The 12,104-nt window shown below is 71.0% G+C and carries 10 protein-coding genes; 5 read left to right on the top strand and 5 right to left on the bottom strand.

The window, feature by feature from the left end; translation table 11 throughout:
• Positions 1-10 precede the first annotated feature (10 nt).
• Both AB0K21_RS16030 and AB0K21_RS16025 read left to right on the top strand, forming a co-directional pair.
• Positions 11-586 carry an ATP/GTP-binding protein gene (locus tag AB0K21_RS16030; RefSeq protein ID WP_343978668.1) on the top strand — a complete coding sequence of 192 codons (576 nt, stop codon included), beginning with the start codon at positions 11-13 and terminating at the stop codon, positions 584-586.
• Positions 583-1,923 (top strand): cytochrome P450, encoded by a 1,341-nt coding sequence (locus AB0K21_RS16025; protein WP_343978671.1) that lies wholly within the window; start codon positions 583-585, stop codon positions 1,921-1,923. Before AB0K21_RS16030 ends, AB0K21_RS16025 begins: the two co-directional genes overlap by 4 nt.
• Positions 1,924-1,972: 49 nt before the next feature.
• On the opposite strand, the gene AB0K21_RS16020 is transcribed toward AB0K21_RS16025, so the two are convergent.
• Complete coding sequence (locus AB0K21_RS16020; protein WP_343978674.1) at positions 1,973-2,554, bottom strand: helix-turn-helix domain-containing protein; 582 nt, start codon at positions 2,552-2,554, stop codon at positions 1,973-1,975.
• An 86-nt stretch (positions 2,555-2,640) separates the two neighbouring features.
• Between AB0K21_RS16020 and AB0K21_RS16015 the strand changes: the two genes are divergently transcribed.
• Complete coding sequence (locus AB0K21_RS16015) at positions 2,641-3,522, top strand: NmrA/HSCARG family protein (RefSeq protein WP_364150517.1); 882 nt, start codon at positions 2,641-2,643, stop codon at positions 3,520-3,522.
• A gap of 10 nt (positions 3,523-3,532) precedes the next feature.
• Here the strand turns inward: AB0K21_RS16015 and AB0K21_RS16010 are convergent, their stop codons facing one another.
• A complete protein-coding gene (locus AB0K21_RS16010) occupies positions 3,533-4,792 on the bottom strand; it encodes an RNA polymerase sigma factor (RefSeq protein ID WP_364150832.1) in 1,260 nt (419 codons plus the stop codon).
• A 161-nt stretch (positions 4,793-4,953) separates the two neighbouring features.
• Here AB0K21_RS16010 and AB0K21_RS16005 point away from each other — a divergent pair, with 161 nt between their 5' ends.
• Together AB0K21_RS16005 and AB0K21_RS16000 are read left to right on the top strand one after the other, a co-directional pair.
• Positions 4,954-5,577, top strand: a complete 624-nt coding sequence (locus tag AB0K21_RS16005) for a TetR/AcrR family transcriptional regulator (protein WP_343978680.1) — start codon at positions 4,954-4,956, stop codon at positions 5,575-5,577.
• Positions 5,574-6,275 carry a VC0807 family protein gene (locus AB0K21_RS16000; protein WP_343978683.1) on the top strand — a complete coding sequence of 234 codons (702 nt, stop codon included), beginning with the start codon at positions 5,574-5,576 and terminating at the stop codon, positions 6,273-6,275. Before AB0K21_RS16005 ends, AB0K21_RS16000 begins: the two co-directional genes overlap by 4 nt.
• On the opposite strand, the gene AB0K21_RS15995 is transcribed toward AB0K21_RS16000, so the two are convergent.
• From AB0K21_RS15995 to AB0K21_RS15985, 3 genes are read right to left on the bottom strand one after another with little or no spacing between them, the layout of a single operon-like run.
• Positions 6,244-7,407 carry an FAD-dependent monooxygenase gene (locus tag AB0K21_RS15995; protein ID WP_364150513.1) on the bottom strand — a complete coding sequence of 388 codons (1,164 nt, stop codon included), beginning with the start codon at positions 7,405-7,407 and terminating at the stop codon, positions 6,244-6,246. The genes AB0K21_RS16000 and AB0K21_RS15995 overlap by 32 nt on opposite strands.
• A gap of 52 nt (positions 7,408-7,459) precedes the next feature.
• Positions 7,460-10,516: a BTAD domain-containing putative transcriptional regulator gene (locus tag AB0K21_RS15990; RefSeq protein ID WP_364150510.1), complete on the bottom strand. Its 3,057-nt coding sequence runs from the start codon at positions 10,514-10,516 to the stop codon at positions 7,460-7,462.
• A gap of 54 nt (positions 10,517-10,570) precedes the next feature.
• A complete protein-coding gene (locus AB0K21_RS15985) occupies positions 10,571-11,938 on the bottom strand; it encodes a PAS domain-containing protein (RefSeq protein WP_364150507.1) in 1,368 nt (455 codons plus the stop codon).
• Positions 11,939-12,104 lie beyond the last annotated feature (166 nt).

Raw genomic sequence — 12,104 nt, 5'->3', positions numbered from 1 at the left:
GAGGACGCCGTTGCGCACGACCGCCGCGGACGCCCTGAAAATCGTGATCGTCGGCGGATTCGGGGCGGGAAAGACGACCATGGTCGGCTCGGTGAGCGAGATCCGCCCGCTGAGCACCGAGGAGGTCATGACCCAGGCGAGCGTGGGCATCGACGACGCCAGCCAGGTACGGACCAAGTCGACCACCACGGTGGCCTTCGACTTCGGCCGGATCACGCTGAACGAGAGCAAGGTGCTCTACCTGTTCGGCGCGCCCGGTCAGCAGCGGTTCTGGTTCGTGTGGGACCAGTTGTTCGCCGGCAGCCTGGGCGCGGTCGTGCTGGTGGACGCCCGCCGCCTGGAGGATTCCTGGTACTCCATCGACCGGCTGGAGCACCACCGGACCCCGTTCGTCGTCGCGGTCAACCGCTTCACCGACGGGCCCACCCTGGATTCGGTACGCGAGGCGCTGGCGCTGTCGCCCGAGGTCCCGCTCATCGACTGCGACGCGCGGGAGCGGTCCTCGTCCAAGCACGTGCTGATCACGCTCATCGAGCACCTCACCCGCACCTACGACCAGTCGCCCGCCCGAGAGAGCATGCCGTGACGAACTCCCCTCCCCTGCCCGACTCCACAGACCCGTCGGCCGCCTCGCCCACATCGCAGCATCCCGAGCGGGGACGGGAGCCGCTGGAGGGATACCCCGACCACGCCGATGCCGTACGGCTGCACGCGTCACTGATCGGCGACGACCCGACCGCGCTGTTCCAGGAGATGCGCCGCAAGCACGGCCCCGTCGTCCCCGTTCTCCTCGACGGCATGCCCGTCTGGTACGTGATCGGTTATCGCGAGCTGCACCATGTCACCAGCCAGCCGCAGTTGTTCAGCCGCGACCCCAGGCGCTGGAACCTGCAGGACCACCTCCCCCCTGACTGGCCGACGCGCCCGTACGTGACATGGCAGCCGTCCGTGATGTACGCCGAGGGGGCCGAGCACCAGCGGCGGATCGGCCCCATCAGCGACGCGCTGGACAGCGTCGACCGCACCGAGCTGGCCCTGATCTGCGAGCAGGTCGCCGACCGCGCGATCGACGAGTTCTCCGGGGACGGCCAGACCGACCTGATCTCCCAGTACGCCGACCGGATTCCGGCTCAGGTCATCACCCGGCTGTTCGGGCTGGCGGAGACCGACCTGCCGGAGCTGGTCGAGGACGTCAACCACGTGCTGAGCGGGAGCGAGGAGGCCCCCACGGCGCTTCCCCGGATTCTGGACAAGGTGAGCCGGCTCATCGCCGACAAGCGCGCCCTGCCGGGCCACGACCTCACCTCGCACATGCTGGCACACTCCGCGCGGCTCACCGACGAGGAGATCGTCCTGGATCTGATCATGGTGTTGATCTCCTCCCATGACAACTGCTCCAACTGGATCGGCAGCACCCTGCGGCTGATGCTGGTGGACGACCACTTCTCGATGAGCCTGCAGGGCGGCCGCAGCAGCGTCGGCGAGGCACTGAACGATGTGCTGTGGAAGGACCCGCCCGCGCCGAACATGCCCTCCCGCTGGGCCGTGCAGGACTGCGAGCTGGCCGGGCGGCGCATCCGCCGGGGCGACATGCTGGTGCTCGGTGTCGCCGCGGCCAACGCCGATCCGCAGGTGCAACCGGCCGCCCATGCCGGCTCCGGCGCCAACCGGGCGCATCTGTCCTTCGGCCACGGCGAGTACGGTTGTCCCTTCCCCGCGCCCGAGCTCGGCGGGATCATCGCCAAGACGGCCGTGGAGGTCCTCCTCGACCGGTTGCCCGACGTCTATCTCACCGTGAAACCGGACGCGCTACGGTGGCGCCCTTCGCTGTGGGTTCGCAGCCTGGAGGCCCTGCCCGTACGGTTCAGCCCGACCGTGCCGACCGGCCAGAGCCCGTCGAACACCTGGGACGCCCCCAGGTAGGCCCCTCCCTGCCCCGAAGACTCGATCGTCCGCGCACGGACGCCCCCGGTCAGGCCGGAGCGGAGCCCGGCGACCGGTCCGCGGCGAAGCCTGTGGCGGACAGGGAGAGCAGACGCTCGATCAGGTCGTGGCCGGTCGACTGCTCGCTCGCCCAGGCGATGCCCGCCACCAGGGCGAGGAGTTCGCCGATGACGAGGTCGGCGCGGACCGCACCGGACTCCTGGGCCCGCGCGAGAAGCCGGCCCCCGGAGGCGCGCATCGCGTGACAGGAGGCGTGCAGTTCGGAACCCTCCTCCCGCAGCGCGGCCATGACCGATGCCGGAAGACCCTGGTAGGTGGTCGAGCCGACGGCCAGCTCGCGCAGCCAGACGAGCAGCGCGTCACGGGGCGAGGACGCGGCCAGCAACTCTTCCGCCCTGCTCTGGAGGGCGTCGAAGCCACTGCTCATGAGGGCTTCGAGCAGGGCCTCCCGAGTGGGGAAGTGCCGGTAGAGGGTGCCGATGCCGACGCCCGCCCGGCGGGCGACGTCCCGGAGTGAGGCGTCGGTCCCGTGCTCGGCGAAGGCCTCCCTGGCTACGGCCAGCAACTGCTCGTAATTGCGGCGCGCGTCGGCGCGCATCACCTCGGCCATGCGATGTGCTCTCCAGGCATTGACAAAAGGAGCACTGCTCCGCTTAATATCGGAGCAGTGCTCCACATTCTAGCCATGGGAGAGACATGCCCCATTCAGAGAAGGTCGTCCTGGTCACCGGAGCCACCGGCAAGCAAGGCGGTGCCACGGCGAGACGACTGCTGGCCGACGGCTGGCAGGTCAGGGCCCTGGTCAGGGACCCGTCGGCCGAGGCCGCGCAGGCACTCGCCGGGGCGGGTGCCGAGCTCGTCAAGGGCGACATGCGCGACCGGGCATCGCTGGACGCGGCGGCCGAGGGCGTCCACGGCGTCTTCAGCGTCCAACCGACGGCCGCGCCTCCGCACTTCGACGACGAGGTGCGGTGCGGGGTGAACGTGGCCGAGGCGGCACTCGCGGCCGGGGTCGAACACCTCGTCTACACCTCGGTCGGCGGCGTGGACCGGGACACCGGCATCAGCCACTGGGACACCAAATGGGAGATCGAGCAGCACATCCGCACGCTCGGCCTGCCGTACACGATCCTGCGTCCGGTGATGTTCATGGAGAACCACACCTCGGGACCGTTCGGGGTGTTCGGCGAGACCCCGCTGATCAGGATCATTCCGCCGCACTCCACGATCCAGCTCATCGCCGTGACCGACATCGGGGCCTTCGCCGGACTCGCCTTCGCCGACCCCGGCGGCTACCTGGGCAAGGCCATCGAGCTCGCCGGTGACGAGCTGACCCGGCAGCAGCTGGTCACCGCCATCGAGGAGGCCGTCGGGCGCCCGCTCTCCACCGAGCCCGTCTCCCCCGAGAGGCTCAGGGAAACCGGCGTGAACGTCGACGACGTGACCCGGGCCGAGTCCTTCGGCGGCTGGCGGGCCGACATCCCCGCCCTGCGCGCGCTGCATCCCGACCTCATGGACTTCGCCGCCTGGCTGAAGCGGGAGGGCAGGAGCAGGTTCGAGGTCCCGGACCGCCCCTGACATTGTTCGCTCACCCGCGGGTGGCGGCCGCCCGGGTCAGGAAGAGGGTCCGCTCGCGCTCGTTGCGGGTGAGTTCGGCGGCCCTTTCGAACTCCTCGCGCGCCTCGTCGAGGCGGCCCAGTCTCGCGAGCAGATCACCCCGTACGGCGGGCAGTTGCGGATAGCCCCTCAGCGCGCGCTCCGCCGCCAGCCCGTCCACGATCTCCAGGCCCCGCGCCGGGCCGTACGCCCTGCTCACCGCGACCGCGCGGTTCAACTCCACCACGGGTGAGGGGGTGAGGTGGGCGAGCACCCGGTAGAGGGCGGCCATCCGTTCCCAGTCGGTGTCGTCGGTGGACCGCGCGCGGGCGTGGCAGGCGGCGATCGCGGCCTGCAGGCCGTAGGGACCGAGCGTGCCGAGCGCCTCGGCACGTTCGAGCGCCTCCAGCCCCCGGCGGATCAGCAGCCGGTCCCACAGCCTCCGGTCCTGGTCGGGAAGCAGGACCGGCTCGCCGTCCGGCCCCGTCCTGGCCCGGAGGCGCGACGCCTGGATCTCCATCAGGGCGACAAGGCCGTGCGCCTCGGCCTCCCGCGGCATCAGACCCGCCAGGATCCGGCCCAGGCGCAGCGCCTCCTCGCAGAGTGAGGGACGCATCCAGTCGTCACCGGCGGTCGCCGAGTAGCCCTCGTTGAAGATGAGATAGACGACCTCCAGCACCGATGCGAGGCGCTCGCCCAGCTCGGCCGGGGCCGGCATCTCGATGCGCACCCGCTTCTCGGCGAGGGTGCGCTTGGCCCGGAAGATCCGCTGCCCGACCGTCGGTTCCGGCACCAGGAAGGCCCGCGCGATCTCCTCGGTGGTGAGGCCGCCGAGCAGGCGCAGGGTGAGCGCCAGACGCCCCTCGGTGGACAGCACCGGATGGCAGGCGGTGAAGAGCAGGCGCAGCACGTCGTCACCGATGTGGTCGTCGAGGGCGTCGTCCAACTCGGCCTCGGCCGCCTCCTGACGGATCTCCACGTCCCGGCCGACCTCTTCGAGCTTGTGCTCGTAGCGGGTCCTGCGGCGGAGCAGGTCGATCGCCCGGTGCTTGGCGGTCAGCATGAGCCAGGCTCCGGGATTATCCGGTACACCGGATTTCGGCCACTGCTCAAGCGCGAGGACCAGTGCGTCCTGCGCGAGTTCCTCGGCCAGGCCGACATCGCGCACCATCCGGGCAAGCCCCGCGATCACCCGTGTGGACTCGATCCGCCAGACCGCCTCGACCACCCGATGAGACTCACCGACCATCATGTCTCCCGATCCAACCATCTCGCCCGCACCCACGACACCTCCCACCCCTGTCTCCCGAGGGCTCCGGACACGGCGCGGACGCACACGGATCGGACGGGACAGCAGGCCTTACCGGGCCCGGCACGCTTGCCTGAATTACTCGTGTGACGTATTTTTTACTCATGCAAGTAAGCCAGGGCGAGGGAACACCCGCCGAACGCTCCTTCACCGGCGCGGCCAGGCGCGCCCAGATCATCGCGGCGACCATCGAAACGATCGCCGAGCTCGGCTACGGCCAGACGTCCTTCGCCCGGATCGCCGAACGGGCGGGCCTGAGCAGCACCCGCCTGATCTCGTACCACTTCGCCGGCAAGGACGAGCTGATGAGCGCGGCCGTCGCCGATTTCTACCACCACATCGGGCAATTCATGGCCGGGCGGATGGCCGGCGTGACCTGTGCCCGTGACGCGCTGCGCACCTACATCACCGCGCTGGTCGCCTACATCGCGGACAACCGCGCACGGATGCGGGCGATGATGGAGATCTTCCTCAACTTCCGCGACGAGGGTGGAGCGAGCCGTTCCTACGACGAGAACGAGGTCCTCGGCCACCTCCAGCGCATCCTGCGCGACGGGCAGCGCGGCGGCGAGTTCCGTGACTTCGACACCTTCGTCATGGCGGCGACCGTGCAGCGCGCCCTGGACGGCCTGCCGTTCCTGCTGGAGGCCAGACCCGATCTCGACCTCGCCGCCTGCGCCGAGGAGCTGGTGACGCTGTTCGACCTGGCGACCAGGAGCGGGTCGTGAGCGCTCCGAGCGGGCGGCGCACGCTGCTGCGCCTGCTGGTCGACCTGCTCGTACCGGCCGTCCTGTACTACCTGCTGCGCGCGGCCGGGGTGAGCGTCTACCTGTCCCTGCTCGTCACGGCCGTGGTGCCCGCGGCCATGGGCACCTACCTGCTGGTCAGGGAACGCAGGGTCGACGGGCTCTCCGTTTTCCTGACGGCCATGATGCTGCTGGGTGTCGGGGCGTCGCTGATCAGCGGCAGCGAGCGGTTCCTGCTCGCCAGGGAAGGGTGGCTGACGGCCGCCGTCGGGCTCTGGTTCCTGGCCGGCCTGCGGGTCGGGACGCCACTCACCTTCCTGTTCAGCCGGCCGCTGCTGGAGCACAGGTTCCCGGTCCGCGGCACCGGCGAGTCGTGGGACGTACTGTGGGAACGGCTCCCCCGCTTCCGCAGGGCCTGGCGGGTCACGACCGTCCTGTGGGGCGCCGGCACCCTCCTCGACTCCGCGGCGCGCGTGGTCATGGCCTACACGTTGCCGGTCGACGCCGTCCCCGCACTCGGCACCGCGCTGTACGCCGGCACGTCGATCACGCTCATGGTGATCACCAACGTCTACTTCGTCACGGTGGGACTCTTCGACAGGCGGAGCGCGATGTACGCGCCGCTCGACCTACCTGACCCGCGCCGGATCAGCGGCGCACCGTCGACGGGTAGTCCTTGAGGGTTATGTTGGTCGCGAACCTGTCGGTCAGCCACAGCATCGGCTTCAGCAGGAATCCGTAGCGAAAAATCCAGTTGCGCATCCGGATCCGGCCCGGGGTGCCGGGGGCGAGGAAGGGGCCGGCGTTGCCGTTCCTGGCGATTCTGGCGTAGCCGCGGAACCCCTCCTCATAGCGCCGGAAGGCGACCCGATGGTCCCCGTCCGCCGCCGCGAGCTCTCCGGCCAGCACGTACGCACCGACCATGGCCAGGCCGGTGCCGAAACCGCCCAGCGTGTTGCCGTAGGCGGCGTCACCGAGCAGCACGACGCGGCCCTTGGCGTAGCGCTCCATCCGGACCTGGCTGATCGAGTCGAGGTAGAAGCCGTCCGCCTGCCGTACCGCGTCGAGGATCGCGGGGGTCTGCCAGCCCATCCCGGCGTAGGCGTCGATCACGATCCGCTTCATCGCCTCCGCGTCGTAGCGGTCGTAGTCCAGCCGCGGCGAGGCGAAGGCGAAGAAGACATCGGCTCCGGGTCCCCCGACGGCGACCATCCTGCCGGGCTCGTTGTACATTTTCGCGGTCTTCCCGAAGCGCCGCGGCAGGTCGGCCAGGGCGTAGTAGTGGCCCAGGAAGCGAACATGGTCGGACTCGGGGCCGAAGGCCAGCCGGCGAACGCCCGAGTGGATGCCGTCCGCGCCCACCACCAGGTCGAAGGTCCGCGAAGCGCCGTGCTCGAACGTGACGTGGACACCGCTCTCGGTCTCGGTGAGCGAGGTGACGGAGTCGCCGAAGACGTACCGGCACCCGGCGGCGAGCGTCCTGTCGTACAGCAGCCGGGACAACTCCCCGCGCGGGATCTCCAGTTCGCCACCGCTGAACTCGCCGGGCATCACCGCCAGCCTGCGGCCGTTCGCGTCAACGATCTCCTGGTCGGTCCCGCCGGTCTGCGACCGCCGTACGTCTTCCAGGATGCCCATCCGCTCCAGCACCGACAGGTGGGTCTCGCCCTTGAAGTCGACCGCCTGGCCTCCAAGGCGCAGGGCGGGGGCCTTCTCGACCACGGTCACGGTGTGGCCGTAGCGGTTGAGCCAGTAGGCGAGAGCGGGACCGCCGATACCGGCACCGGAGATCAGGACGTTGCTGTTTCTCATGCCTCCGAGCCTCGCCGGGAGCGCTGACAGACCGGTGACAGCCGGCTGACGGTCAGGAGATGGCCGTCAGCGCATCGTCCCGGCTCAGCGCGGCGCCCCTGGCGAACTCCGCGGCGAAGGCCTCCGCGCCGATGAGCTCGGTGGCGCCCGCGGCGACCCGCGCGACGTCAGGGTCGCCGGTGACGGCCGCACCGCGCAACGCCACCCCCACCCCGAGCAGGAACGCGGCCCGCTCCGCCGCGCCTTCGAACAGGGCAAGCCCCGCGTACCCCTCGGTGACCTGGGCGAGATCCGTCGTCACCGCCGGTGACGTGCGCGCCAGCGCGAGCGCCTCGCCGTGCCGGCGTCGGGCCTCCGCGCGGTCGCCCTCCGCCTCGGCCAGCCGTCCCAGCGCGGTGAGCACCAGCGGCGCGATGCTCTCGGTGGCGTAGCCGCCCGCGCCGGCGGCGTCCAGCGCCGCCGCGTAGTGCTCGCGCGCCCGTGTGTGATCGTGGCACCGCCGGGCGAGTTCGCCCCGGCCCAGCTCGATCGGCGACGATCGGTGCGACGCGCTCGTCCGGCGCGCCAGCTCGGTGGCGCGCCGCAGGTCGGCGCGAGCCGCGAGCACATCGCCCTCGCGCAGCAGCCCGTCGGCCCTCCGGCAGAGCACGTCCACCATCTCGTCCACAGCGCCGAGCTGTTCGTGCAGGTCCAGGGCCTCCCCCCACAGCCGCCTGGCCCGCGCCCAGTCCCCCCGCCAGCCGGCGATCACTCCCAGCCAGTCGAGCCCCTGCGCCATCCCCCAGCGCTCGCCCACGGAACGGAAGCTCGCCAGCGTCGACTCCAGCTCTCTCTCGGCCTCGGCCACGTGGCCGTCAAGCAGGTGCACCAGGGACGCCCCGAGCATGGCCACGGCTCGGTTCCACGGGTCGGAGCCGAGCAGCCGCTCCCGCATCAGGCCGGATCCGGGAGCCGGTGGCCCCGCGACCATGCCCCACAGCACGGACGTGAAGGGGTGGCGCAGCTCCCGGTCCAGCGACCGTATGACCTCCTCGGCCCGCGCCCACTGCGCCGGCAGGACATGTGGTACGGCCTGCAACACGCACAGGACGTACTCCTCCTCCAGCCCTTCGGGCGGCTCGGTGCCGAACCGTTCGAGCAGCCGGAGCGCCGGCGAGACCGCCTGCTCCCGCCGCCCGCTCAGCCACTGGTACGCCGCCAGGGCCGCGATCAGCCGCAGCGCCGTCTCAGGATCATCCGATACGGCACGGCCCAGCGCGGCCCGCAGGTTGCTCTGCTCGGCGGAGAGCAGGGCCAGCCATTCGAGCTGCTCGGCCCGGCGCAACCACGGGTCGGCGCGCTGTGCCAGCTCCAGGAAGTAGGCGGCGTGCTCGGCACGCACCCGCTCCCGCTCCCCCGCCTCGACCAGCCGCTCCGCACAGAACAGGCGGATCGTGTCGAGCATCCGGTAACGGCCGTCGTCTGCCTCGATGAGTGACTTGTCCACCAGGTCGGCCAGCACCTCGCCGGATCCGCAGACCCGTTCGACGGCCTCCAGGGACGAGCCGCCGGAGAACACCGAGAACCGCGCGGCCAGCGCCTGCTCCTCGGGGCTGAGCAGGCTCCAGCTCCAGTCCACCACCGCGTGCAGTGTCCGATGCCGTGCCGCCGCGGTGCGATCACCGCGTGACAGCAGCGTGAACCGGCCGTACTCCTTCAGGCGCGCGACGATCTCCTCGATGGTGAACGACCTCAGCCTCGCCGCCGCCAGCTCGATGGCCAGCGGCAGCCCGTCCAGCATGCCGCAGATCTCGGAGACCTCGGCTCTCATGGCGGAGCCGGGACGTACCGCGGCGGCTCGCTCCATGAACAGCCGCACCGAGGGATAGCCGAGTGCGTCGTCCAGGTCCGTGCCGGGGGGCGGTACGGCCAGCGGCGAGAGCGGGACGAGCACCTCGCCGGTGAGCCCGAGCGGCTCGCGGCTGGTGGCCAGCACGGCCAGCCCCGGGCAGGCGTCGAGCAGCCGCCGGACGAGCGCCGCGGCCGGGGCGATCACGTGCTCGCAGTTGTCCAGGACGAGCAGGAGCTCCTGGTCTGCCAAGGCCGCCACGAGCCTGCCCGCGGGGTCGAACCGGCCCGGCATCGGCGGCCGCAGACCCGCCTCGCGCAGACCGAGCGCGCCGAGCACCACCAGGGGGATCTGATCTCCGTCGTCGAGCGGGGACAGGTCGACGAAGCACACGTCCCGCGTCCGGCGGCGGACCGCCTCGATGGCCAGCCTCGTCTTGCCGGTACCGCCGGTACCGGTCAGGGTGATCAGGCGGGAGTCCCGCAGCGAGTCGATCCGGTCCAGTTCGGCCTCGCGGCCCACGAAACCGGTGAGCTGCGCGGGCAGCCGGTGCCGTACCGTCTGCCCGGGCCGCTCCGCGCCGCGCAGGATCGCCAGGTGAAGCGCCGCCAGTTCCGGCGACGGGTCGGCGCCGAGTTCGTCCGCCAGCAGCCGCCTGACCTCGTCGAAGACGGCCAGCGCCGCGGCCTGCTGCCCGGAGGCGTGCAGCGCCCGCATGAGCTGGCCCCACAGCCGCTCGCGCAACGGGTTCTCGGCCGCCAGCTGCCGCAACTCGGCTATCGAGGTGCCCTCCGGGAGCGCCAGCTCGGCCTCGACCAGCTCCTCCCGCGCCGCCAGCCGTAGCTCTTCCAGCCGGGCCGCCTGCGGCATGCCGGCCGGTGCGGGCCCTCGCCACAGTGCCAGTCCTGCTTTGAGCACCTTCGCGGCATGCTCATGCCGGCCCGCTGTCAGCAGCCTGTGCCCCTCACGCGCGAGCCGCTCGAACCGGTACGCGTCGATGTCCTCGGGGTCGACCGCGAGCCGGTATCCGGCCCGGTGAAAGGTGATCAGACCGGGCGGCAGACCGCGGCGGAGCCGGGACACCTGGGCCTGGATCGCGTTGGCCGCACCGGCCGGAGGATCGTCACCGTACTGCCCGTCTATCAACCGGTCCACGCTGACCGGCCGGCCCACGTCGAGCAGGAGCAGCACCAGCAGCGCACGCGACCGGGGGCCGCCGACGGAGACGGGTTCCCCCTCCTCCGTCCGCACCTCCAACGGCCCCAGGATTCCGAACTGCACGAGACCGATTGTGGCCCATGCGTCCTACTTCCCGAGGATCAGCCCGGACCCGGCTCAGCACGCGTCGCGGTACTCGGTGGCCGCGACCCTGATCCGGGCCACCTGCGCCTCCAGCGCCCGGACATCGAACGGCACGGCCGAGGACTCGAACTCCCTGCCCAGCGCGTGCAGCATGTCCAGGCCGTCCCAGATCGCGGTGAACTCGTCGTCGATCGGCCGCACCAGGTCACCGAGTGCGTTCTCGACCCGGTGACGCAGGACGAGCATCCGCCACTTCCCAAGGAACCAGCGAAACTCCGTGAGCCGCTCGCCCGCCTCGGCGATCTCGGCGACGATCTCGCGCAGTGTCCGGTTCACCTGCTGTGCCCTGGCCGACATCTCCAGCACGCTCTCCTGCACGGCGTCGCAGAGCTGGGGCACCTCGCTCAGCGAGGTGGGCGGCGCGAGACCGTCCGCGACCTCGGCGGCGAACGCGGCGACCATGTCGTTGTGCAGGCTCGCCAGCACGATCCGGAAGCGCAGGTCCGTGACGCACGAGCGCAGCGCGGCGAGCCTGGGCACCAGCCGCTCCAGGGTGACCATCGCGGTGCCCGTCGGTGTGACCATCACCCGGGCGACGTTGCTCAGCACCGGTACGGTGTCGGCGACCGTCTCGGAGGCGACCTGGGCTCTGGCGACCACCTCGTCGAGCCGGCGGGCGACGTCGAGCACCTGGTTGGACGACCGGATGAGCCGGTCGCTGAACACCCGGTAACCCTCCAGCCGCTCCACCAGGCCGGTCAGTAGCGTCTCCAGCGTTCCGACCCCGGCCAGCACCTCCGCGATCGGTCCCTGTGCCCGGGGCCGGGCATAGGTCGCGGAGGCCAACCGGCCGCGCGCCGCCACCTCGGCGGTCAGCGCCTCGGTGAGGAAGTCGTCGTGCGAGCCGAACCCGAGCTCTCCCAGCAGCCGCTCGATCTGCTCCCTGCCGGCCAGCGCCACGTCACGCCGGTTCATCCGGTCGTGCTCGGCCGCTTCGAGTTCGACGTCGGCGACATCCTTGTATATGCGCTTGACCTCCTCGAACAGTCCGGCCCGCGGTGCCATCCGAACCGACAGGAAACCCTCTGCCGAGGGCGTCATGGTGGCGAAAACCCAGTAGTGACTGCCGTCCTTGGCCAGGTTCCGCACGTAGGCCCCCGCCGGACGCCCGGCGAGCATGCGGTCCCACAGCAGCTGGAAGATCCCGGCCGGCATGTCGGGGTGGCGTACGATGCTGTGCGACGCTCCGGTGAGTTCGTCCAGGGAGAACCGCGAGGTCCGGACAAAGACGGAGTTCCCGCTGCGGATCAACCCGCGCCGGTCCGTCGTGGAGAAGAAGAGCTCCTCCGGACCGATGACCTGCTCCAGTCCGCTGGGCACGGTCAACTCACCAAAACTCATCGTCCGCCTCTCCGATCCTGGGAGACGGTATCAGCCGGACCCCACGACCCCGAGTGGAGGTCACGGCCGTGCGCTCCTTTCCGGGGGACGCCTGACCTCGCCCGCCGCCGGTACCGGCGACCCCGCGAACGACTCCCGGTGTACGCGTCCGGCCCGTGAGTACGTG

The organism is Streptosporangium sp. NPDC049248 (assembly GCF_040678965.1).
GTDB lineage: Bacteria > Actinomycetota > Actinomycetes > Streptosporangiales > Streptosporangiaceae > Streptosporangium > Streptosporangium fukuiense.
Note: the sequence above shows the minus strand (reverse complement) of the source record. Positions and strands in the feature narration are given on the sequence as shown.